30 protein-coding genes are annotated in these 21,307 nt (G+C 56.0%); 6 read left to right on the top strand and 24 right to left on the bottom strand.

Annotation, left to right across the window (positions count from 1 at the left end; all coding sequences use genetic code 11):
- Positions 1-333 precede the first annotated feature (333 nt).
- Positions 334-771 (top strand): hypothetical protein, encoded by a 438-nt coding sequence (locus L6D80_RS19985; RefSeq protein WP_023383741.1) that lies wholly within the window; start codon positions 334-336, stop codon positions 769-771.
- Between the two features lie 128 nt (positions 772-899).
- Here the strand turns inward: L6D80_RS19985 and L6D80_RS19980 are convergent, their stop codons facing one another.
- The 6 genes from L6D80_RS19980 to L6D80_RS19955 form a co-directional block, all read right to left on the bottom strand.
- Positions 900-1,529, bottom strand: a complete 630-nt coding sequence (locus tag L6D80_RS19980; protein WP_224459415.1) for a hypothetical protein — start codon at positions 1,527-1,529, stop codon at positions 900-902.
- 157 nt (positions 1,530-1,686) lie between these two features.
- Positions 1,687-2,175: a hypothetical protein gene (locus L6D80_RS19975; protein ID WP_023383739.1), complete on the bottom strand. Its 489-nt coding sequence runs from the start codon at positions 2,173-2,175 to the stop codon at positions 1,687-1,689.
- A complete protein-coding gene (locus L6D80_RS19970) occupies positions 2,172-2,864 on the bottom strand; it encodes an N-6 DNA methylase (protein WP_023383738.1) in 693 nt (230 codons plus the stop codon). Before L6D80_RS19970 ends, L6D80_RS19975 begins: the two co-directional genes overlap by 4 nt.
- A gap of 115 nt (positions 2,865-2,979) precedes the next feature.
- A complete protein-coding gene (locus L6D80_RS19965) occupies positions 2,980-3,834 on the bottom strand; it encodes a hypothetical protein (protein ID WP_023383737.1) in 855 nt (284 codons plus the stop codon).
- 105 nt (positions 3,835-3,939) lie between these two features.
- On the bottom strand, positions 3,940-4,239 hold the full coding sequence (locus L6D80_RS19960) for a hypothetical protein (protein WP_023383736.1): 300 nt from the start codon (positions 4,237-4,239) through the stop codon (positions 3,940-3,942).
- Between the two features lie 13 nt (positions 4,240-4,252).
- Positions 4,253-4,651: a hypothetical protein gene (locus tag L6D80_RS19955; protein ID WP_023383735.1), complete on the bottom strand. Its 399-nt coding sequence runs from the start codon at positions 4,649-4,651 to the stop codon at positions 4,253-4,255.
- 210 nt (positions 4,652-4,861) lie between these two features.
- Here L6D80_RS19955 and L6D80_RS19950 point away from each other — a divergent pair, with 210 nt between their 5' ends.
- Positions 4,862-7,204, top strand: a complete 2,343-nt coding sequence (locus L6D80_RS19950) for an autotransporter domain-containing protein (protein WP_054895137.1) — start codon at positions 4,862-4,864, stop codon at positions 7,202-7,204.
- A gap of 112 nt (positions 7,205-7,316) precedes the next feature.
- Here the strand turns inward: L6D80_RS19950 and L6D80_RS19945 are convergent, their stop codons facing one another.
- Both L6D80_RS19945 and L6D80_RS19940 read right to left on the bottom strand, forming a co-directional pair.
- Positions 7,317-7,973 (bottom strand): hypothetical protein, encoded by a 657-nt coding sequence (locus L6D80_RS19945; protein ID WP_060495349.1) that lies wholly within the window; start codon positions 7,971-7,973, stop codon positions 7,317-7,319.
- Between the two features lie 25 nt (positions 7,974-7,998).
- Positions 7,999-8,247: a hypothetical protein gene (locus L6D80_RS19940; protein WP_122227892.1), complete on the bottom strand. Its 249-nt coding sequence runs from the start codon at positions 8,245-8,247 to the stop codon at positions 7,999-8,001.
- A 154-nt stretch (positions 8,248-8,401) separates the two neighbouring features.
- Here L6D80_RS19940 and L6D80_RS19935 point away from each other — a divergent pair, with 154 nt between their 5' ends.
- The 4 genes from L6D80_RS19935 to L6D80_RS19920 all read left to right on the top strand — a co-directional run bounded on the left by L6D80_RS19935 (position 8,402) and on the right by L6D80_RS19920 (position 11,501).
- Positions 8,402-8,953 carry a site-2 protease family protein gene (locus tag L6D80_RS19935; protein WP_224459413.1) on the top strand — a complete coding sequence of 184 codons (552 nt, stop codon included), beginning with the start codon at positions 8,402-8,404 and terminating at the stop codon, positions 8,951-8,953.
- Between the two features lie 59 nt (positions 8,954-9,012).
- Positions 9,013-9,426: a hypothetical protein gene (locus tag L6D80_RS19930; RefSeq protein ID WP_023383730.1), complete on the top strand. Its 414-nt coding sequence runs from the start codon at positions 9,013-9,015 to the stop codon at positions 9,424-9,426.
- Between the two features lie 123 nt (positions 9,427-9,549).
- On the top strand, positions 9,550-10,362 hold the full coding sequence (locus L6D80_RS19925; RefSeq protein ID WP_023383729.1) for a hypothetical protein: 813 nt from the start codon (positions 9,550-9,552) through the stop codon (positions 10,360-10,362).
- Positions 10,363-10,514: 152 nt separating this feature from the next.
- Complete coding sequence (locus L6D80_RS19920) at positions 10,515-11,501, top strand: ParB/RepB/Spo0J family partition protein (RefSeq protein ID WP_023383728.1); 987 nt, start codon at positions 10,515-10,517, stop codon at positions 11,499-11,501.
- Positions 11,502-11,917: 416 nt separating this feature from the next.
- On the opposite strand, the gene L6D80_RS19915 is transcribed toward L6D80_RS19920, so the two are convergent.
- The 16 genes from L6D80_RS19915 to L6D80_RS19840 all read right to left on the bottom strand — a co-directional run bounded on the left by L6D80_RS19915 (position 11,918) and on the right by L6D80_RS19840 (position 21,248).
- Entirely contained in the window at positions 11,918-12,559 is a 642-nt protein-coding gene (locus L6D80_RS19915; protein WP_023383727.1) for a helix-turn-helix domain-containing protein, read from the bottom strand.
- Between the two features lie 5 nt (positions 12,560-12,564).
- Positions 12,565-13,359: a hypothetical protein gene (locus L6D80_RS19910; protein ID WP_023383726.1), complete on the bottom strand. Its 795-nt coding sequence runs from the start codon at positions 13,357-13,359 to the stop codon at positions 12,565-12,567.
- A 344-nt stretch (positions 13,360-13,703) separates the two neighbouring features.
- On the bottom strand, positions 13,704-14,108 hold the full coding sequence (locus L6D80_RS19905; protein WP_023383725.1) for a hypothetical protein: 405 nt from the start codon (positions 14,106-14,108) through the stop codon (positions 13,704-13,706).
- A 10-nt stretch (positions 14,109-14,118) separates the two neighbouring features.
- A complete protein-coding gene (locus tag L6D80_RS19900) occupies positions 14,119-14,616 on the bottom strand; it encodes a hypothetical protein (RefSeq protein ID WP_054926275.1) in 498 nt (165 codons plus the stop codon).
- A 203-nt stretch (positions 14,617-14,819) separates the two neighbouring features.
- Complete coding sequence (locus tag L6D80_RS19895; protein WP_023383723.1) at positions 14,820-15,452, bottom strand: hypothetical protein; 633 nt, start codon at positions 15,450-15,452, stop codon at positions 14,820-14,822.
- A gap of 105 nt (positions 15,453-15,557) precedes the next feature.
- Positions 15,558-16,178 (bottom strand): hypothetical protein, encoded by a 621-nt coding sequence (locus L6D80_RS19890; protein WP_054895178.1) that lies wholly within the window; start codon positions 16,176-16,178, stop codon positions 15,558-15,560.
- Positions 16,179-16,424 carry a hypothetical protein gene (locus tag L6D80_RS19885; protein ID WP_135002420.1) on the bottom strand — a complete coding sequence of 82 codons (246 nt, stop codon included), beginning with the start codon at positions 16,422-16,424 and terminating at the stop codon, positions 16,179-16,181.
- A gap of 141 nt (positions 16,425-16,565) precedes the next feature.
- The gene (locus L6D80_RS19880; protein WP_023383720.1) at positions 16,566-17,096 is read right to left on the bottom strand and encodes a hypothetical protein; all 531 of its coding nucleotides are present in this window, start codon (positions 17,094-17,096) and stop codon (positions 16,566-16,568) included.
- Between the two features lie 115 nt (positions 17,097-17,211).
- The gene (gene lepB / locus L6D80_RS19875) at positions 17,212-18,153 is read right to left on the bottom strand and encodes a signal peptidase I (protein ID WP_023383719.1); all 942 of its coding nucleotides are present in this window, start codon (positions 18,151-18,153) and stop codon (positions 17,212-17,214) included.
- Entirely contained in the window at positions 18,150-18,410 is a 261-nt protein-coding gene (locus L6D80_RS19870; RefSeq protein WP_023383718.1) for a hypothetical protein, read from the bottom strand. Before L6D80_RS19870 ends, lepB begins: the two co-directional genes overlap by 4 nt.
- A 2-nt stretch (positions 18,411-18,412) precedes the next feature.
- Positions 18,413-19,153 (bottom strand): hypothetical protein, encoded by a 741-nt coding sequence (locus L6D80_RS19865; protein ID WP_023383717.1) that lies wholly within the window; start codon positions 19,151-19,153, stop codon positions 18,413-18,415.
- A gap of 8 nt (positions 19,154-19,161) precedes the next feature.
- Positions 19,162-19,401, bottom strand: a complete 240-nt coding sequence (locus tag L6D80_RS19860) for a hypothetical protein (protein ID WP_023383716.1) — start codon at positions 19,399-19,401, stop codon at positions 19,162-19,164.
- Positions 19,402-19,549: 148 nt separating this feature from the next.
- Positions 19,550-19,798 (bottom strand): hypothetical protein, encoded by a 249-nt coding sequence (locus tag L6D80_RS19855; protein WP_023383715.1) that lies wholly within the window; start codon positions 19,796-19,798, stop codon positions 19,550-19,552.
- A gap of 320 nt (positions 19,799-20,118) precedes the next feature.
- Complete coding sequence (locus tag L6D80_RS19850; protein WP_023383714.1) at positions 20,119-20,595, bottom strand: hypothetical protein; 477 nt, start codon at positions 20,593-20,595, stop codon at positions 20,119-20,121.
- Positions 20,596-20,823: 228 nt separating this feature from the next.
- Entirely contained in the window at positions 20,824-20,982 is a 159-nt protein-coding gene (locus tag L6D80_RS19845) for a hypothetical protein (RefSeq protein WP_023383713.1), read from the bottom strand.
- Entirely contained in the window at positions 20,979-21,248 is a 270-nt protein-coding gene (locus tag L6D80_RS19840; protein ID WP_023383712.1) for a hypothetical protein, read from the bottom strand. Before L6D80_RS19840 ends, L6D80_RS19845 begins: the two co-directional genes overlap by 4 nt.
- Positions 21,249-21,307: the final 59 nt, after the last annotated feature.

Raw genomic sequence — 21,307 nt, 5'->3', positions numbered from 1 at the left:
TGTTGAGGTAGACGCTAGCGAACGAGCGCCAGGCTCATTGAAACCGGTAGATGATCTTCTCTGTTTTGCAGAGGGGGCATCGCTTGGCGATCCTCACCACCTCGCCAGAATACTCCCGTGTCACGATACGCCCAGGATGGCCGCGCAATCTGCAGATTGCTCTCCTGAATTTCTGATACAACCCACTCATCAAACGACAACCGTGCCCGCACTTTATGGATGGCACAATCGTATCATGTACAGCCCGACTGCCGGCGGTGCACCTCATTGACGACGTATCATCAAGGTCCAAAAATGGGGCCTCGAACACTGCCCTCCTTCGAGACTCAACCCATGCAAGCAAAAGCGAAGATCGACCGCGCAGCTCTTGAGGCAATAGCCGAATCAACCCGCCGCGGGCTGTTGCTTCTTGTCGACAAACCCGGTTCTACCTTCAATGGTTTTCCGCGAGGAACCTGCGGTCCTGCCTCGGACATCCTAGGTCGACTCATCAAAGAACAACTCGGTGCTGATGGTGTGTATGTGTGGGCTGAAGACCATCCGAACCTAAAAAGGGAGCAGTCTCACGCCTGGTTCGAGGTCGACGGGTTCATTATCGACCTCACCTATGATCAATTCCCAGATACCGGGCTTACAGGTTGGGTCTTCGATCAGGGCAACGAGTGGCACGCCAAGTTCGCCGAGCAGGAACGTCGGCAGGGCTTCTGTCCTCCCAGCGGCTGGCCTGAATATCCACTCGATGGTTATGCCGCCGCTAAATCACAGATCTGAACAGGCAGGTCCCGGTACGGTCCACATGCACTGGTCCCAGGCGAAAAAAAACCCGGTCTAGTGACCGGGTCATGTGCAGCGTTTGGAGCGCGAGCATCAAGCTGGCGCTAAAGCCTGAAGTGCAGCAGTCATGCCGACTCCAAGATTTGTTCACCGGAGTGACAAGTCGAGAGATCGATCTCTACTGGCTTTTGGTCAGATTTTGCGGTCACCACGAAGGTGCACGCGCTGTCCTGTTCACCGGCGGCAATGTGGCTGCGGAAGTACCGGTCTGCGACGGCCTGGGCTGCCGCATGGTGATCCCCCTCAACCTCAACATCAGCACTCCAAGTAACGAGATACTGCCGTTCACCGCCAGCTTCAAGTTCAGTTGTGCCTCCGGCCAAGTGGAAGTGACTCTGCAGTTCAGCGATCGGCTGACGTGCGCTGACAACCTCGACGTCAGAATGTCTGATGAATCCCGAGAACCAGAAGCTGGACGCATCCACATTTAGACAGCCGGCCTTCAGTAACACATCGTTGTCGCAGCCGATCTCCTCCGCCTCTTCAGTGCCAGGAGCGTACTGATGGAATGAAGCAGTGCTGTCAAACGTCTCCACTTTGTGAAGCCCATTCTCTTTAACCAGTCGAGCTAGATTGATGATGCGTTGAGTTGCAGCCAGATCGATGCTGAAGGATGCAAATTCTGGCGTATCTTCTGCGCCGTTGGTGGCGCGGGTTTCAACGATATAGGCCTTTGCGGTGCTGGACGAATTCATAGCGATACCCTCAGGTGTGTTGGTCTAGTGAAGGGAGATGCATCACAGCCAACATGAACCGAGGACCCCAAGGACTGAGACGCCCCGCAATGCGGCGTTGCCCCACTGAATGACGCCAAAAAGAAAACCCCGTCGCTAGGACGGGGTTTGATGGGGGTTAACGGCGATGAGAGCAGATGCTCTTCAAGGCCCTGTCGACCAGGTCACCTTCGTAACTCAAGATGACCTCCACGTTGCTGCACGAGCGCTGGGAAGGTCCCAGAGCACGTGCTGCGATCAGGTAACCGTTGGGGTCCACTTGCGATGCAGCGCCGAACAGAACCGCATTATCGACCACTGCGCGGAGAACATCCCCGGCGCCATCGTCTTCGGTCCAACTGGGTGACACGGTGTTGCGAGCACTGACCTGGTTACCGCATACACGGAAGTGCTCAAAGCGCCCGGGGGCATTTTGAATCGAGACCGAGTCGCAGCCTTCAAATTTACCCACGTAGATGACCGGCCGTGTGGCGCCGTTGATGCGAGCTACGGTGGACATTTTTGAGGCAGCAACCGACAGAACAGCATCTGAAGCCTCCGAAGCACTTGCCGCATGCGGTAGCACCTGGAAGGCTAAAGCCGCGGCGATCGTGTACCAGCGTTTCATGAGGCGACCTCAAGTTTCGGAATTGAATTTTGACGTGAACGCATCAGCGTCGGAGAGGTTGCGTGCAAGATCTGCTGCTTGGGGTCCGAGCTGAGCGTATCACCAAGGAGCACTATGATCTCCCCGATTTCGACTCTATGAATGGCACAATTCGCGGCCAGCTGAATCGCAACCATGCGAGCGCAAATGCCATCGATATCGCATGCGTGAAAAAGCCATTGCTGGAGCTCCCCAGGACCTTTCGTTTCGAGCAGGTAGTTTGCTTTTGCCAACAGCATAACTCCACTGCCACAAGCCGGATCTGAGTAAGCTTTGAGATCACCGGCGCGAGGCAGGTCGATGTCACCATCGCTCATCCTGACCATCAGGCTTGCCAATGACCAGGGCGTGAAGAACTGCCCCAGCATTTGCTTGCCGCCATGGCTGGCCAGCTCTTCGTAGAGTGGGCCTAAAATGTCCTTGAACGGTTCTTCATTGGCCACCGCCTGATCGTACAGCGTGATAACTCGTCCTATTTTACCGCGGACATCATCAGGTATGGGATACCAGGGCTGAAACCCCCAAAGCTCCATCACTGCCCCTAGGAAAAATCGAAACATCTCCGCCGGCGGATACCGGTGGCCATCACACAGTGCTTCTGCCAGTGGCTTGATGGTGGGTGGTACCGCGCGTGCTAGTTTGCTTGCCATGGGCAATCTCCAGAGAGGTTGGTCGTATGCATTGGGATGCATCACAGCGACCTACAACGCCGGCCGGCGCCTGGGCATAAAAAAACCGCTCCGGTTAGGGAGCGGTTGCGTAGCGTTAATCAGCGGACTCTTCCGGATCAGCAACGTCCGGAATGGAATCACGCGGCACCCATGTCCAGGTTGCGACAAATGCGCCATCTTCACACAGCGTTACCTGGGCATCTTCATTGACCTGCAGATCATCATTGGCGATGTTGTCCAGCGCCCATGAACGGTACCGGTCCTTGAGAGCGTTCGAGTCCACTGCCTGCTGATCCGGCTCTTCTTGCGCCAGCAGTTTCTTTTGAGCGAGCTCATCGAGCAACTGAGCAGAGGGAGCGCACTGCGACAGACCGAAGTGAACTCCCTGGAGCCCGTAGCGTTTGGAAAACTCTTCTGCCGTCATCTTGGCCAGCACCTTCTCGATGCAATCACTGCACAGACCGTGACCAGCATCTTGATTGCCCCATTGCCGACCTGTGGTACGAGCACCACAGCACGGGCACAACAAGCGCACTGGGGCATCAAGATGCCCGGTCAGGTCGACTTGTGCATATGGAACATCACGGAGCTCACAGTAGGCTTTCTCATCGCCATCGGCGTCATACAGGCCCAATGTGCACTCATCCCACTCCTCAGGTTCAGCGATGGACACCTCGATCGAAAGAAGCAGGTATTGACCGTTGCAGAACTCCTTCCGCAAAGCCATGCAACCGCCTCCGGTGTGATAAACCTCGAAGCCATACGCCTGTACGGGGTCAACAACAGTTGTTCCGCACGGTGAAAAGTAGGGGTTGCGAATCTCCACGTCGTTGAACATGAAAGCCATCTCCGACGGTGAATACGGCCGCTTGAGTTCCTCGCCATTCGGCAGGACCTCGGTCATGACCATTTCTTTGGTATCAGCTGCGTTGTTTGCAATTACGTCCATGGTGCTGCGCCTCTTTGGGTAGTCATCTTGGTCTGAGATGAAGCACAGCCAGCTGTAACGACAGGCAAAAAAAAGCCGCCCCATAGGGAGCGGCGGTACAGCGGTTTAGATTCGAGCAGAGACCTGGTAACCCTTGCCTCCTTCAGCCTGCGTCACGCCGGCTTCAAGAGTGATGGTCACATCTTGCAGTCCTGCATTCTTGAACATACTCGCCACAGTTTCGGCTACCGGCTGCATTTCAAACGGCAAGACGGTGAACCAAGCTTTCGAAAACTTGCACCATCGGCACCCGTATCCAGCGAACCAGCCATTCTCGCGATTTCCAGGAACCGGATCAGGCATTTCCAGAATCTTGTTGATGCGGGTGGCAAAGGCTTCCGGGAATTCCTTCAGAACTGAAGACATAGGAACCTCTCGATCAAGCGGCTTGGTTGTGCTGTTGCTGTTGCTGGCGCTTGCCCAGCTCATTAAGGGTGTCCAGTTTTGCGATGAATCGCTCAGCCGCAGTGGTGCTGGCCAACTCAGAGACCGACTCATAACGGTTCATTCCGCCTGAATAGTCCTTTCGGCCCTCACAGGATCGGTAGAGCACTTTGAGCACTCGATCTGAACCTAGATGAACCATCAGATAGAGATGATCGCTGTGCAGGATCACCTCCCCCATGACTGCGTTCCCGCCTTTACACGACCGAATTTCGTAGCTCGTTTCTGGAAGCTTCAAACGGCCGGCGATCTCTTTGAGCAATCGCTTGCCAGAGCGGTGAAGGGTTTCTTTGGTGATGCGTTTTTCGAGCAGCGCTTTAGGGATTTGCAGCATGACGTTTCTCCACAGGGAATGACGGTCTCTTGCGAAGACCTGGTGACGGGAGATGCGCAACACAGGCATGCAAAACAATCGCGGCCCTTTCCAAGAGCACTCAACAATCCATAACACGTATGTATATTTCTATTGATTTGCTTTCAATCCTGACAGTATTATCCGGCCATCCAATTGATATCACCTAACAAGGTCAGGACGAATCAGCCCATGCACAACAATGCAACCCCCTTCAAGCCACGTCTCTCCCTGCTTGTCGCCTCCATCGCACTGGCCATGAACGCTGGCACTGCGCATGCCGCTTACGCCGGCATTGATGTCTACGCACCAACGCTGGGCTCCTCCAGTACCACCTATGATTCGCACATCGGCGGCTCTGGTGATGGCTCCACCCTGGTTGGCGCCCAGTTCAACCCGAGCACCGAAACTACCGAGGCCTTCAAGTGGACATTGCTGGGTGGCAAGCAACTGCTGGCCAGCCTTGGGACCAATGCCGCCGCCTACGCTGTGTCGAACGAAGCTGACGTCATCGTCGGTAGCTCTGTCGACAGCGTCACGGACAACGAAACCGCCGTGTACTGGAACAACGCCGGCATTCACAAGCTGGACTTCCTGAACGGCGGTGCCGAAGCTGAAGCACGCGCCGTTTCGGCTGATGGCAGCGTCATCGCCGGTTCTGCCGACGACGGTCTGACCGGCAACCGATCGGCAGTAACCTGGGACCTGGCTGGCGCTGTGACTCAGCTGGGCTACCTGAACGACGGCACCTACAGCTACGCCATGGGCATCAGCGCTGACGGCAAGGTGGTGGTGGGGTACGCACAGAACGGCGCCGGCAATGGTGATATCGCCACTCGATGGGTGGGCGGCGGTAGCGCCGAGAGCCTCGGCACCTTGGAGGGTGGTACGCAATCCATCGCCACGGCGACCAGTGCCGATGGCACTTACATCGTCGGTGCGAGTGACTCTTCGCTCGCCCTGAGCGAAGCTATGATCTGGTCCGAGCTGTCCGGCATGAAGGGCTTGGGCTTGCTGGCCGACGGTACCCTGTCCAAGGCTGAAGGCGTCTCCGCCAACGGCGCCGTGGTCGTCGGTATCGCGGACACCACTGGCACTGTCTTCTCCGGCTTCCGCTGGACCGCTGAGACCGGCATGCAGTCGCTGGTCGAATGGCTGCAGGATAACGACCCTTCCTACACTCTCCTGGCCAACAACACCCTGAACTCCGCCACTGCGGTATCTGCAGATGGCAACACCGTCTTCGGCCTGGGCTTCCTGAATGGTCGCTCGCAGCCGTTCGTAGCGCGTTCCTACGGCCCAATCTCCGAGCCTGTGGTCACTACCCCACCGGTGGTAACCACTCCGCCTGAAGAGACCATTCCAGAGGTGACCCCTCCCGTCGTCACCCCGCCTGTTACTGACCCAACGCCGCCAAGCACCGGTGGCTCCTCCAATGCAGGGGACACTTCTACTGGCGGCAGCGATGCAGGCACGGGCACCGGCGCCGGTGGTACCGAAACCGGTGCGGGTACCGGTGGCACTGGGGGCACTGACACGGGTACTGGTGGTACCGGTGGAACTGGCACTGGCGCGGGTGGCGCTGAGGCTACCACTCCACCGACTGGCGTGATCGGTTTGCTGGACCTCGGCGACTCGTTGCAGAATGCGACCCTGTACGCGCAAGCCATGCAGAATCAGCTGCAAGGCTTCGTCCAGGACCAACTGTCCTGCTCGACATTCGACACCAGCGGCATCTGTGTCAGCGTCAGCAGCCAGATGACTCATCACTCGGGTACTGTCCACGGTGACAACGTGTACGGCGGTGTTACCGCTGCATATCGACTGACTCCTGACCTGGTTGCCGGCATCGGCTACCAAGGCCCGAGCACCTCGCTCAAGATCAACGATGACCGCGTCGAGGGTGATACCAACACGATCGGTGCTTTCGTCGAGTACGGTAACCGTCTGCGCAAAGGCGTATTCGCCCGGGGCGCCGTGGCTGTTTCCGAAGGCGATGCCACCATCAAGCGCTCTTACAAAACCGGTGCCGGCGACGTCGAGTCGAAAGGCAAGGCCGATGTCAGCCAGCGTGCCGTATCCGGCCAGGTCGGCTACGTCTTCATCCTGCAGGACAACATCGCTGTCATGCCTTTCCTGGGCTTGGACTACCTCAACACCAAGCTGGATAGCTACACCGAGACCAGCGGCTCCTTCCCGGCGCACTTCGATAAGCGGACCGAAGAAAACATCTACGGTACCGCGGGCCTGGATGCCAGCATGAACCTGGCAAATAAGGCCATCGTCTCGGCGAACATCAAGCACGTCAGCCGCCTGAACAACTCGCAAGACGATCTGACCGGTGATGTGATGGGTGTGTCGCGCTTCGACATGAAGCAAGACACCACTGAGCGCTGGAACGAAGTGGGCGTTGGCCTGCAGGTTGCCGGCCCGTTCAAGGCCTCCCGCGTGGGCATCACCTACGGCCACCGCTTCGGCAGCGACAAAGCCGTTGCCTCGGACGTCGCTACGCTGTCCCTGTCGGTCGGTTTCTAATCGGAAACTGGTACACCAAGCGCCCCACTCAGTAGTGGGGCGTTTTTGTTTGTGGGCGGTTATCGGCAGGCAAAAAAAAGCCACTCCGAAGAGTGGCCGGGGATCATTGGTGTTAGGCAGCAGGCTGCTTGTTCTGTTGCTCCCACCAAGCGCGGAAGCTGGTTACCAGAGAGCAGCCATTGTCCTCAGGCAAGGCGATTACCGCCTTGTTCTGGAGACTGATTGCATGCTCTGGCTCACCATCACGTGAACAGTGGTAGAGCTTGAAGGTGTTACGTGTATCGAGCTGGAAGCAGCACAGAGTGCCCTTCGGCCGTTTGTAATAGACCCGGCAGAAACCCGAGTCAACGGAGTGGAAGGCCAGCTGTTCAACTGCTGGAACTTCAGCGGGAGGGAGCAGGCTGTTGCGATGCTCAACGAGCAGCACACGCAAGGCTTCCAAGTTGAGGGAGCGCTTAACTCCATCAGGGAACAGTTCGTCGCCAAACAAAGCGACCAAATCTGCCTCCAAACTCTCTTTTACCAAGTGGCAGTCTACCTGGTCCCAGGCACGACAATTGATCCATTCTCGCTTTTGCACAGGCGTTTCATTTTCATCAACGTAACCACGCTGATCAGCCATAGCCTCAGCTACTTTGACGCAGGCTTCAGCGTGGCTGGTAGCATGCACATAATCACTGTAGGTACCTTCATCCTCCTGAACCCAGTTCAGAGTAACAGCGTAAAGGTCAACGGCAGGTTGATTAACTCTTACTTTGGTGTCGCTCATGTTTAGTTTCCTTGATTAATTAGAGTTAGCCAGCGAGCTTCATATCTTGCTGAAGCGCAGTTTTGCCTTCATTGAAAGCGTTTAAGAGTTCCGGGATATCAGACAGGAGTGCATGAGGGGTTTCAGACGCCCCCCAGCCATATCCCCAGGCAGCATCCTTTGCATCTTGAAATGCATTGGCTGCTAGTTGAGTGGTTTCCGGCGATTTCATGAGTAGTACGGCTAACGCCCATTGAGATCGAGCGTAAGCCGCAAGCTGAAAACAGGTATTCATACGTTCACCACAGTAGTTTCATAACTATCTGTAATGACGCACACGGACCTGTATTGTAGTTGTACTGCGCAGTACACAGGCCAGGACAAATATCCGGATATTGACTTGAAGGTTTTGAAGCTTTGCTAAAGAATTACTGCATCATGTTCTAGGAATGAAAACCATGCTGCCTGACGCACTGGTAACCATCGGGATGTTCGCCATCGCCTTTTTCGTCATTTGGCTGATGCTGGTGTTCTTGCTCTTGATCCACGAAGCCGGGCATCTAATACCGATGCAGCGGTTTGGTATCAAGCCAGACAAACTCATTATTGGTGGATACAAGCTTTTCTCGTTCCGAAAATCCGGGATCATTCATGAAATTGGTCTGATTCCGCTGTGGGCATATGTGGTCAGCTCCGACTATGAAAAGGCGCCCTCAGACCGCCGGGCGATCATCGCTGCGGGCGGCCCTCTCATCTCACTGGCGACCGGCCTGCTGTTCTTCGGGATTAACTACGTCACGCCGAACTGGCCGACGCTTGTCGCGGCCCAGGGCTCGATCCTCCTGGCGGCGACTAACATCATCCCCCTGCCTCCAATGGACGGGTGGACGATCGTCGAGTATTTCTTGAACCGCCGCGGTATCTACTTTGATGACAGGAACAGGCGGCTCCTCATGGGCGTAGGGTTGGCGACCATAATTGCTATCACCCTCGCCCTCTAGAATTACAGAACTCTGCTCTTCATCTCCTGGTGCAAGTTCAACCCACCAGGAGATGACTCATGACCACTACTTCCCTCGACTGCACCTCACGGCTCCCAGCTGTGCGCCCAGGCTTCTTCGAGGAGGCCTTCCAGAGCTACAACGTACCGCCGAGAATCCGCGCATTTGCAGAAGCTTTCTGCATCCGCTTTGACGTTCGCGGCATCTGCGACCCGGCCTATTGTGCAAACTCTGCAGCCCTTAAGCTGAAGATCGGTGATGGTTGCGGGACCTTCGATCACGAGAAAGAACCCGTCGAGAACGGCATCCCCCTGATCGGTGAGCAACTGCTGTTCTCATACAGCACCTGCATCCAACGAGCAGAGCCAGGCACTACCGCCGACGTCATCAACAGCATGGTGAAAGCTGCTCTGGCGGGGGCAACCGTTGAGGAGCTCTTGCCACCGCCAGCAGCACCCGCTGCTACAAGCTGAACACACCCAAACCGCCTTTCGAGGCGGTTTTTTTTCGTCGATCAAATGCAGTTATTGCTTTTAGATACAGACGGCGTATGTGTTCATGTATTATTCACGCGCTAAAACCATGAAGGATCAACCATGCTCACGAGCCAGCCCCAGCAAGGCATTTCTTCTCCCGCCCACCTGCCGGCCGGCAGCACCTCAGCGGTTAAGTGGTTCTCCCAGGTCACTGTCGAGCTTTCGTATTGGCACGGGAATCAGAGACTGAAAAACCTCGATCAGTTCGAATGGCATGGTGATGCCGTGATGGCGCCAGCGCTGACCCACGCTCAAAGCAAATGTGATTTCTACCAGATCGACGAATCGTCCTCCCTTGAGCTGTGGGCGTTCCGCTCCCAGTGGCAAGTTGCGAAGGTTCGTGAGGGCGCCGACCAGCACTGGTCGTTTGCGGACAGCCTCGACCATGACGTGACAAGGGTCTTGGTCAGCCATCATCCAGTCTGGTCATCAAAACACGGGAAGATGTCCCCTCCTGACACCTGGCCAGGGTTCACCGCTACATTCCGGAAAATCATTTCGGTCGACGCTAGCCGGTCAACCGCTGAACTGGGAGGCTTGGTCACTGCGGCTCTGTGCGTCATCGAGCAAGGTCCTGAAGCTCTGGGGCTCGCGATTACCGATGGTGGAATTCGAGACCTGACTATTACACGCGTCGGAGCAAACACCCGTAGTGCTGGTTGCGAGTTGTTGATGGTGACGGGGGCAATCGCGGTGGCCATGTCACCCTACCAGGCTGAGCCCGGCTTTGACCAACTGGAAGCAGCCGTCCGCAGCTCAGTCGGCATCAAGCTATCCCTCGTCGACGGAGTCACTGCCTCGGGGCACCTCGATGCTGGGCAGCGCTCGACAATCTGGGTAGTCGAAGGACAAAATACACTAAATAATACCTAGCGCGTATGCGTACGCGTTATGTAATATTGCCGCGCCGGACAGATAGATACCCTGTCCGAATGGCTGGTGTCGGCAAATCTGGGTTATGCGCAGGTGTCAGTCATCTCTCTTAGCAAGTTCAACGATTTCTGACCCTTCAGGAGGGCACCGCCATGACCACAACCGTCGAAAACAGCAGCAGCGAACACCAGTTGGATCTGGATTTCCGCATGATCATCACCACTGGCAACATCAAAAAAGCGATGGAAAAGGGTGATGGCAAGAAGCGGTTCACCGCAGGCGACCTCTGGAACATAGCGCCAGGTACTATCCAGGTCATCCCGGGGTACAACGTAAGAGAGCGAAATGCTGACTACTTGGCCAACGTTCAGAAACTGAAGCAATCCATCAAGGACAACGGATTCAAGAAAGACTCGGCTCTCTCGGTCATCATCCGTCGCGATGAGAATGGAGAGCAGTCAATTTGTCTGAAGCGTGGCCATCAGCGTCTTGAAGCCACGATGGAATTGGTCGCCGAAGGTGAAAGCATCCCGACCGTCCCTTGCATCATTGCTGCAGATGATTGTTCCGAAGAGGACATGACTGCAGACCTTGTGCTCAGCAACAATGGTTCACCGCTTAGCCCATATGCAACAGCAGTTGTTTGCAAACGCATGACCCGCTTCCATCCCGATGACCATTCCGCGATCGCCAAAAAACTGAATCTCTGGCCCGCCCAGGTTTCGGACTACCTCTTGATGATCAACGGACCTATCGAGATCAGGAACTACGTCCGCGACGGAGTGGTTTCCTTCACGCTGGCTGTTCAGATCCTTCAAGAGCATGGCCCCAAAGCTCTGCAAGTGATCGAGCAAGGCCTTGCCCGCTCAGCTGCTGCAGGCGGCAAAACCGAAAAGCTCAGGCCAAGGTTTGTTCCAGGCAAGGTCATCAAGAAGGCAATTACCCAAGCAGCTCCAACGATGAAAACAGCCATCGAAAACATTAGACAGGATAAGGGCTATTCGCAGTTGAGCCCGGAGAATCAACAGAAGCTTGAGGAGATCCTGCAGCAATTCCGCCTGGCGGAAGAGGAAGAGGAAAAACTGAACGTGAACCCGTCTACTGAGCAACAGCTCGACCTCAAAGACACTGAGGAATAACCATGCCTTCCAGGCTGCCCCTACACTCGATGTAGGGGCTTTTTTTTGCCTACCGGAAAATGGCCTTCAACCTCGTCCTCCAAGTTGTATGCACCTCGTGCCGCTTCATTTCCCCGAAAGCTGACCACTCAAGCTGCACCGAACCGGATGAGCCCGTGCACATGATCGTGAATCGAGTGAACGATGCGCATGCCTCACAGGCAGCAAGCCCAGCCAGCTCGAAGCGATCGCCCGGCTGAGGTGTGACCTCCCCCCTCACCAACTCTCCGTTCAAACTACGCCGGCATTGGCCGCAGTCGACTGCGAAGCGGGCCAATTGAGTACCATCTGAAAAGACGATCGGGAGGCGAAGGTGCAAAGGCCTCACCTGCCGCCACCGGCTGATCGCTCCGTCAATTGTTGAAGTGCTACCAACCTCAATACTGCTTGCCACTGACACGGCCCTCATCGATCGCCTGCATGTACACCTGGACCCAACCTGGAATCCGCCGCTGCCCTCTTTCCCAATAGCCTACTGCGGCGTACGCCCATCCCAGTGCATCGGCCAGTTGTGTTTGTGTCCACCCTAGAACCTCGGCCCTGATGCGCCTGATGTCTGCACCGGCCAGGCTCGGTGCGTCGCCGACCAGCTCACCTTGCACTGCAGCTTGGAAGAGCGATCGAGCTGCAGCCGGTATATGGCCCCCTTTCTCCCATTTCGATACCAGCCCGGGTGACACGGACAGCATCGAGGCTATAGCTGCCTGAGTCAGGCCTGCTGCATGGCGCTGGAGGGCAAGATCAGTGTGCACGGTTTGGGTGAACTGGATCTGGTGCTCAGTGGCCATGTCGTCGCGATAGCATTGCGCTGCTCGCTTTGCGCGGGAACGGCCGTGGTAGGCCAAGTCGCGAAAATGGCGATCGGCGACAAACTTCCCATCCTTCATCAGTCGAACGCGCCAGCCGGCATCAGAAGGCTTCGATGGGCGGTTGTCCCGGGTAATGCCCTGCATGCTGGAGTCAGCGATGCGCCTGACAGCCGATACTTCGATGCCAGGTGCGGACGTGGAGGTATCCATAAGCCTCAATCATCCAGGGAGTCGTTCTGATCTGACTCTTGGGCATCATCATCACCCAGGAACAGCCCATTGCTGGAGAGCAGACCACCACCCAGAACGAGAGCTGACGTAACCGCCAGTGCCGGCACCCCATCCGACTCCCCTGCGTCAGCATTGGCGCCCTTCGGCCGCGGCTTCACCGGAATCGGGATACTCGCTGCCGCAGTTGCCGTAGGAGCTTGAAGTGTCAGGGGGGCATCAGGACGCTTTTGAGGTACCGGCTTTGGTAGAGGATTGCCCCGATCTGGCATGAGTAGTGGCACATCATCGTCCAGATTTATCGTGACCTCACTGGCCTGCGCTTTCTCCAGGCTTTTGAAAAACTCATCAGACCGCGCCATCAATTTGCGGAACTGCTTGTCGGTCATGAGTTCCCGCCGGCGCAGCCCACCCATGTTCCGGATGGTGTCTGTAGTGATGGCGTACAGGGCATCTTGAAGCTCAGTGCGCACCTGGTGCGTCATGTATTCACACTTCAAGGACAGTACTTGTTCCGCTCGGCCAACCTGGGTCTCCAGTTTCTCAAGCGCCTGAAGCTGGCGCTGGATCCGCAGTTCTGCCACTTGTGCCGTGGTTCTGGACCGGTTGAACCAGTACCAAGCACCGAGGAGGAAAAGGGCCCCCGCGGATGCAGCCAGGTACGTAGGCAGTTCGCTCGAAGGAGGGTCTGGCACAAGATTTAAACTGAACGAGTCGGCTGAGACCAGGGACAGTGAGAGCACCCCTGACAGAGACAAAAGCAATGGTCGTTTCGCAGTCATATCGGGCTCCAACGCTGACAGCATCAATAGGCATATTTGATACATAACGCGTACGCGTACACGCATAGTATCGCCTTGGATTTAATTGTCACGCTGAAAGAATGAGCTGCCAGGGTTTCCCCTACGGATGACCTATTTTCGGGGTGCAGCTGGAGTACTGCTGATACGGCCGGCAGTGGAAGCGCATGGGCACCCAGGCTCTTGCAAGGATGGTCAACAGCTGTGGCCGATGGGTAGGAGTGAACTTTTCTGTGAAACGCCGCCCCGCTTCACAAAAAAAATGACCAGGCGCCGATCAAAACGGGGCCTGGTATGTCATCTATTTTGTGAACCTACACCTGGCATTACATCTGATCGAGCTTGAATGAACTGGCGCCAGCCACGAGGTCACTTCCTAGGTTGCCGAGGATCGTATCCTGAGAAACGGCTACACCGTGGCCCCTGACGCCGCCTGTGCTAACCCAGTAGACCTTGCCTGTGCCAGCCTCCACCACGCGCTTGTGGAGCTGCACCGAATAGCTGAAAAGCCGCTCACCTGGTTGATAGTCGGCCGTTTCCAGGTAGGCGTAAAGCTTGTAGCCGCCATCCAACTTCACAATCTGCTCTGGCAAGTGGGATGAAATCGTCTCCTTGACCAGGTCCTGAGGGATTTCATTGGCATTGGAAGAAAGCACAAGCTCGACAGCAGAGGCACTGCAAGCGCCGAATGCCGCGATGGCGAAGATGGCCAGTTTTGTCAGTCTGATCATGGGGGCTTACTCAAACAGGGTCGTTTTGGGTTGATGCGTGAGTGGCGCAATCTGCTGGAGAGATGACCTCCCCGCGTAGGTGCAACATCATCGCGTAGATAGCGACATCGAGCGGGTCTCCTTTCTCGACGTGCTCGCGCAGTTCTCTCGATAGGAAATCAGCAGGGCATGTATCGCCTTCATTCCAGCCAGCACGGCCTTTCGCCCGGCTCCTGGCCATCTTCACCTTCATGCTGAGCGCGATGGCGTCGACGGCCGCATCATCGAGCTCTGTCTCACTGAGCTGGTAGGGGGCGTTGTAAATACGAACAACAACGGCCGATCGATCAGGCACCAGTACCCGGACTTGCACCTCACCGACCTCTTCCAAGGCCGCGTGCACGCCACCGGGGTTCTCCCGATGAGCTACCCGGAGCGCATCCAGCCAGATCTGTTCTGTTGCCATGTCGCTGCCGGCTGCGCCTGCAGGCGCAGAGGCCTGGTTCTTCGCGTTGGCCAGAAACAACACGGTATTGCATGCAGGGCAAGGGGTCATCTCGTTATGGCCAATAATGGCCCCCTGGCTCGCCAGGAAGCCATATCCAGCGCATTGAACCGCCCCCCTTACTACCGCGCAGCAAGGGGTGTCGGATGGAGCTGGCCCTGGAAACGCTCCTGAGTCTTGGTGCGCTATTGAGTTCTCTACTTGCACGAATTCACCTGAGGCACCGATCAGAGGAACACCGAAGTGCTGTCCGCTGGGGGTTGTGCTTGGAATGGTTGGACTGCCGGCGATTCACCCGTCGACACTGGAGTCGATGACAGAAGCGCAGACGCTTCCTGCCGGGCTTGGTGGATGACTGCGGGATTGATTGCCTTCCAGTAGCAATAGGCTGATCGGGAGTTCTCGTGCATGGAAAGGTCACGCTTGCGCATCAAATGCTCGATCTCCGAAACCACCCAGTGGCCAGCGCCAAATGCGTGCTCCTTGCCACCGATCCAGTACTGAGCATCAGTGATCTTGAAGAGCATCTCGAAGACGGCCAGCGCCGCAACCGCCACTGGATCAGTCCTGCCCTTCAGGTGAGCCATGATCGGACCGAGAGAGCGTATATGGCCCAGGCGGAGCGAATTGGCCCAGGAAACTGCACGAGTGTGGCCCACCAGCTGGGGCAAGCTGATCTGATAGAAGCCCTTTGCTTGGGGCTTCACCAGGTCGCGGATATGGGCGCTACAATCCCCGCAGAGAGTGCTATTGGCGTAGAGGCGATCCTGCCGGCGCCCGCCCATCCCCGGAGAGGAAAAGCTGAACAGATCAACATGCCCACAAAGGCACTTGGTTGGAGCAGTAATGTGAGCCGCCATAGACACCTCCAGAAAATGCACCGGCGACAACCGCCAGAATCTTTCCGAAGCATAACACGTATGTATAATATTGGCGTTAGCGAATGCTGTGAAAATTCCCCTTTCCTAGGCCGCCGGCAGCAGCGATAGGATCAGGGGACCAAGCTCCTTGGACGTGTAGGCACCAGAGATAGCCATCTTGACACGAAACGGGATGGGTCTACGCCCTGTGCGGATCTGAATGAAATCCTCCAGGGACAGGCCGATACGGGACGCTTGCTCACTGTCACTCAGCCCCGAGATCGCTGCCAAACCATCGAAGAAGGCACTGACCAGGTCTGGTGATCCGCCGGCGTCCAGGCGATCGAAGAAACCATACACCAATGTCTCGCGGACCACCTGTGACTGTTGATTGGCCGCCTCCACTGCCTCTCGAATTGGCTCTGGCAATGCTGCGAGCAGAGTCGACAAGGTCACCTCCACACCCATCGCGCCCAGCGTGCGTATGCGCGCTGGAGGCGGCAAGGGGCGCATGTGCACTCGGCATTGGCGGATCATGGAGATGCTGATGCCAATTTCTTTGCTAAGCCGGGTATCCGCCCAGCCCTGCTCGTCGCGGAACTGGTCCATCAGCTGGGCCCAGGCAACATTGCTCAAACCGCTATCCGCCGATTCGAAAAAGAGATTGCGAGAGCTCATATTGGCTGACGCTTCGGGACTGCTGCCCCCTTCATGAAGGTCGAACATCTATTTGCTTCCGTTAGCATCTGCAGCAGCCTGGTCATCCAGCTCCACAGGAGCGGCCACGTAGGCGCGAATGATGAGGAGCAGCGCTCCACCGACAAGGCAAAGGAATACTCCCTTGAAAATCAGCTTGGGGGAGATCTCCACCAGGCCGGCGCCAACAGCCATGGTAGCCAGCAGGCCCATGACTACGACGACAAGAGCAACCACGACGCGAATGATCAGAGAGTGTGAGGAACGGCTATCCATGACTAGAGCCCTATCGATACGTAACGTGTACTGATAATACTGGATGAGCATAGATCAGCACAACGCCACGTGCGACCCCATGGAACCCATACTTCCGAGCGCAAAAAAAACCCGGGCACTTGGCCCGGGCATACAGCTGGTTTACAAACTGGCCATCCCATGCGGGATGATTGGCGAGGTAACGGTATGCAGTCCGAAACCGTTGCCCTCGATGCTTACCGAAGCAGTCTTGATGCGTATAGCACCCAGAATACCGACATCGGAATTGGAGACGATACGCTCCTGGCCAGTCTGCGTGACCGAAACAGGTTCGAAATCGGCGCCCATGTCATTGGCCAGCAACTGATTGATGCGTTTAGCCATTTCGGATGCAGCCTCGTCGGCAAGACCTTCTGCCGAAGCGGAGTCAAAGCAGATACCGATCACCTCTGCATCCGCACCAGACTCCTCGTCGTCCTGGGACAACACGACGTGGGCCGTGGCCTTCAGTTCACTGGAGCTCACCACCTCGGCGATGACTGTCGATCGATACGCTTGCTCAAGCTCAGCGAGCTCAGCGTCACGTACCGTTCCTGCAGGGTACGATCCCACCTGGTGCAGCAGGTGACCGCGGGAATCGACTGCAGCTGCTGCGAGTTGGGCGTATTTGATTGCTGTGTTATGGAAGTTCATGCGTTTCTCTCCTGAAAGGTGGGTGCAAGGCCTTGCGTTGCCTTACAAGCAGGTAATGAGAAACACGGCGTTGTATTCTTGCGTCGGTCCATGACAGGCGCTCCTTGGTTGCGAATCAGCGAGTTACTCGGCTTATATCCAATTTGCCGCTAGTGAAATCAAGATCAAAAATGGCACGACCTATGATTTCCTTATCCGTGACAAACCCCCAGTAACGGCTGTCCAGGCTATTGGGTCGATTGTCACCCAGTACGAAATAAGAATCGGCAGGAACAGTACATGCCAAGCCTGACAGATTTCTCTCACAACCGGGAATAGCAGGAAAATCAGTACTTACACCAAAGTCACTGATACCAGGGTCTTTGATCGTGCCGATTTGTAAGTCGTGAATATTCTCCAGCGCATAATCGACCTGCTTGAGCTTCCCGCTAGCTTCATCTTCGTAAGCATATGGCTTCTCGCCCACATGTACCGCCGGTACATTATTAATGGCCAATACACCGCCTTGATAAGTGATGTGGTCACCTGGCACTCCCACCACACGCTTGATGTAAGGCTTAGACGGATCGAGTGGGAATCGGAAAACCAGAACATCGCCAAATTTCGGGGGTCGACCTTGCGTGATTGGCTTCGGAACGAATGGCAATCTCATCCCGTAGGTGAACTTATCGACTACAACGACACTCCCCACCCCAAGCGTGGGGCGCATCGATGACGACGGAACAAGGTATGGTTCGGCGACAAAGGATCGGAATAGGAGCAGGAAAACGGCAACAGGCGTCAACTCCACCAGAAAGGCCACCACGCCTTGCGTGTAGTGATGCCGGCCCCTAGCTCCCCGATACCGTTCATAGACCCAGAACGGCAGGCCAAGGACTGCTGCAGTCGCGAGCAATGTCGCCATGTCCAAAAATGTGCAAAGCAAAATGTAGGGGCCGAGCACCGCGGCGGCGCACCCTAGGGAGTAAATCCAGGCTGGCCCGTGGGCCTGATACTTTTTGCGACAGAGCGCCGGAGCAGCTACGGTCAAGCCAACTCCGATCAAAAACAGGCTCATAAGTATTTGCCCATCTTTTTATGGTAACGATAGATAGCCAAGCGGCTTATGAACAGAGCAAAAAAGATACCGCCCACTGCCCAGCCAACCACCTTGACCCAGAAGCCGTAGCTGTAGGCAGGGGTGACTTTGAACTTCTCCAGGAGGAATTCAATTAAGGATCCAACCGTCCACAAGAGCGCTGCAACCACCCATCCGTTCATGAGGAGTTGGATATTGTACTTCACGCCTTTAGGCTGCTTCTGTGTAGCGAGCATGTTTACTCCGCGGCTATGAACGACCACCCTGCCCGGCTTAGCGCGCATTTGTATCCGCTCAGCGGCTTGATCAACAGAGTTGACTCAAGTGACGCAGCGATACAATCAAAGTGATAGCTGTAATATGAAGAGAGCTTTTCCACGTCCGCACTAAGGGCTCGCCAGTATGGCTCGTAATGCCGGCTGCCTAGAACGGGTGCAGTATTTTCGTATTGGAGAGGAAACGGCTGCAGGGTAAGAAGCGCCAACCGGCATTTCGAACGAAGCCAGGTACATGAAACTTCGACGATAGACTGACTCAGCTCTGACGACCTGAATTTATCGCGAACTTCCAGCCGGGTTATAACAAAGACGCTGCCAGCTTCCAGCACAGCGCCGAAGTCCTGATGGCAGGTCCTGACCAGCTCGTGAACCAGCGCCTGGACGGCCTCGCTGACCAGATCGCAAGCATCAGCCAAGGAGTATCGCTTCCCCTCTCCACTGGACAACAAAACCCCGTCCAGGATAGCGACCGGAACAGCCTCTGACTTCAATAGGAGCCAGGCTGTAACCAGTCGCACTTCACACACCGCAGAGCCATCAAATACATCCCCTGAAAGGCTCAGCTCCACGGTATAGCCACCTGCGAGCTCCACGCGCTCAACCACCCCGCGATGCATCGGAATCTCGCTGTAGAAGCCGGTATCGATCAGGCTTCGCACATACGGACGGCACCGAGTGATTTGCGTCAGGCTGGCAGACATGGTGCAGCTCAGCGCAGACCGGCGCCAGCACGAGCCTGCTCAGCTTTGGCTTTTTTACGATCGGCCATTTTCATCAGCTGTACGAAGAGCACTGCCATCACCAGGACCGCGATCAGCACGAAAGCGAGTGTGGGGGTGATGTGGCCAATCTTTGCCCACACAAACACGAAAGCCGCGAGTGCTAAGGCTGCCGGCACTTGGCCAACAATGTTCAACGTCCGCATGGCCCAGAATTGGATTTGCTGCATCTCAAGCTCCTAGATTTGATTTATAACACGTACGCATAATACTGGATGAATCAAAATACTTCTAGCCATTCGATGTCATGATGCCGCCACAAAAAAGGCCTCAGTTCACAGATATGAACCGAGGCCTTGGCCATCGACCAGGACAGGCTTACAGCGGGATGAAGATCGAGTAGAAACACACGGCCAGTGCGGCTGCGCAGAGGGCCGAGCACAGCCAGATCAGGATATTGACATCGCGCAGCGAACGGTCAGCAAAGCCCTGAATGGCCTGGACCTGCTCAGGGCCAGAGGCGTTTTTCACAGTGAAAAGAGCTTTGCGGCGGTTGATAGCGATCGAAATGATTACGGCCAGCACCACAACGGCGATACGAGCGAGCATGTCGGTAGTGATTGTCATAGCGGTTCCTCAGGTTGGGTTGGATACAGAACAGGTAGTACGATTTGACTGGCGAGAGGTGGCATCACGGCCGCCCCCCTTGTTGAGACATGGTTTTGATGGCTGCTAATACTGGGTCCCTGGGGCCGGTATCCTCGCCCTCGCAATGGGTCCGGTGCTCACCTGGCTTGATCAGGCAGTACCGCCCCACCGGCTTAGCTGCTGCTACCTCGAAGCCACGCTGGGCCCAAGGTTTGAACAGGATCAGGCCGACAGCAGCAACAGCGCAGACAGTGGCAACGGCAGCTATAGCGATGCGCAGAGAGAAGAATCGCCCTCGACTATTCACCGACAGTAAGCTCCACCCCGGTCGACAGGCTGATCATCTGAACTGCAAGGTCTGGGTTTATCAGCCCTTTGGAGGCGAGCCCCCTGATCTGGCCGGAGAAGAACTGCACGAAGAATCGTTGCGAGGCGTGCACGCTTTGCTCAGCAGCACCGTGCTCCTTCACCTGGTCACGGCGCTCGATGGCAGCGGCGGCTGAGGTAGCGATAGCGTTGGCCAAGTCCGCAGCTCCGGCCTCACCTCGGGACGGCAGCCTCGTCACGTCAAGCTGCGCAAGGACATCATGCGGGAGATGCAAGCTCGAAAAACCCTCACCGTACCACCCGTCATACACCGACACCCCGTGCTCGTCGGTGGCCAGCACAGTGAAAAAACGAGAGAGCTGGTGGTGCTGATCGTCACCAACAGCAAGCTTGGGTGGGTTGGCCACCTCGTAGCCGGCGCCGACCTCGAATTCGAGTGTGTTGGCCAAATTGAACGCTCCTATCGGTTCCAAGAAATTACCAGGTACAAGAATACATAACGCGTACGCATACGGCTATAGAGTCGGTGCAAATCTTCCAGCCTCTTGCCGCTCATTGCCCGCAAGCAGCGCCTGGGAGGACACGGCGGCACCGAAAATCAGAACCAAAAAAAAGACCCACCATCTAGGATGGTGGGTCGGATTTAGCGTTACTTTATAGGTAGCTCTGCTGAGCGTTTATTTGGATTGCAGCGGCTTGCTGTTTTGGTCTGCACCGTACTTCACGCGCCTGAACTCATCTTTGATGGCAGCTACAGCCCCCATCAATGGCGCGAAGAAGATTCGTGGTGCCTGCCTTGCAGCGTTAGCGAACTCAGACCCAAATGATTGATTCATTCAGCAAACTCCTTGATTGCCCGGGCTGCCCCAATGCAAATAAAGACGAAGAAAAGACCAGCATCTACAAGCACAATGGCATGTTCGAGAAGCCCGAGAATTAGCAAGGTGAAATCGCTTATCCCAAACTTAGCCAAGTATTGGACCAAATGGTTGAGCAAGACTGCTGGCACCATGATGATCAAGAAGATGATAGTACCGACGAAGCCATGGGCTCCGAAGTGAGCGATCGGGCTCCACCAAGGTTTTTTGTGCGTTTTGGACATCTGTTACTCCTGAAAGGACCTGGGGCGGTCGTTGAGAAATCCCATAGGCCTTCTTGCGG

Origin of the sequence: Pseudomonas ceruminis (genome assembly GCF_021602025.1) — a bacterium.
GTDB classification, from domain to species: Bacteria; Pseudomonadota; Gammaproteobacteria; order Pseudomonadales; family Pseudomonadaceae; genus Aquipseudomonas; species Aquipseudomonas ceruminis.
This window is presented reverse-complemented; position numbering and strand designations above follow the sequence as displayed.

Bases quoted from the DNA above. Each gene is read 5' to 3' on its own strand.
- L6D80_RS19985 (WP_023383741.1), top strand. From the start codon at position 334: ATGCAAGCAAAAGCGAAGATCGACCGCGCAGCTCTTGAGGCAATAGCC.
- L6D80_RS19980 (WP_224459415.1), bottom strand. From the start codon at position 1,529: ATGAATTCGTCCAGCACCGCAAAGGCCTATATCGTTGAAACCCGCGCC.
- L6D80_RS19975 (WP_023383739.1), bottom strand. From the start codon at position 2,175: ATGAAACGCTGGTACACGATCGCCGCGGCTTTAGCCTTCCAGGTGCTA.
- L6D80_RS19970 (WP_023383738.1), bottom strand. From the start codon at position 2,864: ATGGCAAGCAAACTAGCACGCGCGGTACCACCCACCATCAAGCCACTG.
- L6D80_RS19965 (WP_023383737.1), bottom strand. From the start codon at position 3,834: ATGGACGTAATTGCAAACAACGCAGCTGATACCAAAGAAATGGTCATG.
- L6D80_RS19960 (WP_023383736.1), bottom strand. From the start codon at position 4,239: ATGTCTTCAGTTCTGAAGGAATTCCCGGAAGCCTTTGCCACCCGCATC.
- L6D80_RS19955 (WP_023383735.1), bottom strand. From the start codon at position 4,651: ATGCTGCAAATCCCTAAAGCGCTGCTCGAAAAACGCATCACCAAAGAA.
- L6D80_RS19950 (WP_054895137.1), top strand. From the start codon at position 4,862: ATGCACAACAATGCAACCCCCTTCAAGCCACGTCTCTCCCTGCTTGTC.
- L6D80_RS19945 (WP_060495349.1), bottom strand. From the start codon at position 7,973: ATGAGCGACACCAAAGTAAGAGTTAATCAACCTGCCGTTGACCTTTAC.
- L6D80_RS19940 (WP_122227892.1), bottom strand. From the start codon at position 8,247: ATGAATACCTGTTTTCAGCTTGCGGCTTACGCTCGATCTCAATGGGCG.
- L6D80_RS19935 (WP_224459413.1), top strand. From the start codon at position 8,402: ATGAAAACCATGCTGCCTGACGCACTGGTAACCATCGGGATGTTCGCC.
- L6D80_RS19930 (WP_023383730.1), top strand. From the start codon at position 9,013: ATGACCACTACTTCCCTCGACTGCACCTCACGGCTCCCAGCTGTGCGC.
- L6D80_RS19925 (WP_023383729.1), top strand. From the start codon at position 9,550: ATGCTCACGAGCCAGCCCCAGCAAGGCATTTCTTCTCCCGCCCACCTG.
- L6D80_RS19920 (WP_023383728.1), top strand. From the start codon at position 10,515: ATGACCACAACCGTCGAAAACAGCAGCAGCGAACACCAGTTGGATCTG.
- L6D80_RS19915 (WP_023383727.1), bottom strand. From the start codon at position 12,559: ATGGATACCTCCACGTCCGCACCTGGCATCGAAGTATCGGCTGTCAGG.
- L6D80_RS19910 (WP_023383726.1), bottom strand. From the start codon at position 13,359: ATGACTGCGAAACGACCATTGCTTTTGTCTCTGTCAGGGGTGCTCTCA.
- L6D80_RS19905 (WP_023383725.1), bottom strand. From the start codon at position 14,108: ATGATCAGACTGACAAAACTGGCCATCTTCGCCATCGCGGCATTCGGC.
- L6D80_RS19895 (WP_023383723.1), bottom strand. From the start codon at position 15,452: ATGGCGGCTCACATTACTGCTCCAACCAAGTGCCTTTGTGGGCATGTT.
- L6D80_RS19890 (WP_054895178.1), bottom strand. From the start codon at position 16,178: ATGTTCGACCTTCATGAAGGGGGCAGCAGTCCCGAAGCGTCAGCCAAT.
- L6D80_RS19885 (WP_135002420.1), bottom strand. From the start codon at position 16,424: ATGGATAGCCGTTCCTCACACTCTCTGATCATTCGCGTCGTGGTTGCT.
- L6D80_RS19880 (WP_023383720.1), bottom strand. From the start codon at position 17,096: ATGAACTTCCATAACACAGCAATCAAATACGCCCAACTCGCAGCAGCT.
- lepB (WP_023383719.1), bottom strand. From the start codon at position 18,153: ATGAGCCTGTTTTTGATCGGAGTTGGCTTGACCGTAGCTGCTCCGGCG.
- L6D80_RS19870 (WP_023383718.1), bottom strand. From the start codon at position 18,410: ATGCTCGCTACACAGAAGCAGCCTAAAGGCGTGAAGTACAATATCCAA.
- L6D80_RS19865 (WP_023383717.1), bottom strand. From the start codon at position 19,153: ATGTCTGCCAGCCTGACGCAAATCACTCGGTGCCGTCCGTATGTGCGA.
- L6D80_RS19860 (WP_023383716.1), bottom strand. From the start codon at position 19,401: ATGCAGCAAATCCAATTCTGGGCCATGCGGACGTTGAACATTGTTGGC.
- L6D80_RS19855 (WP_023383715.1), bottom strand. From the start codon at position 19,798: ATGACAATCACTACCGACATGCTCGCTCGTATCGCCGTTGTGGTGCTG.
- L6D80_RS19845 (WP_023383713.1), bottom strand. From the start codon at position 20,982: ATGAATCAATCATTTGGGTCTGAGTTCGCTAACGCTGCAAGGCAGGCA.
- L6D80_RS19840 (WP_023383712.1), bottom strand. From the start codon at position 21,248: ATGTCCAAAACGCACAAAAAACCTTGGTGGAGCCCGATCGCTCACTTC.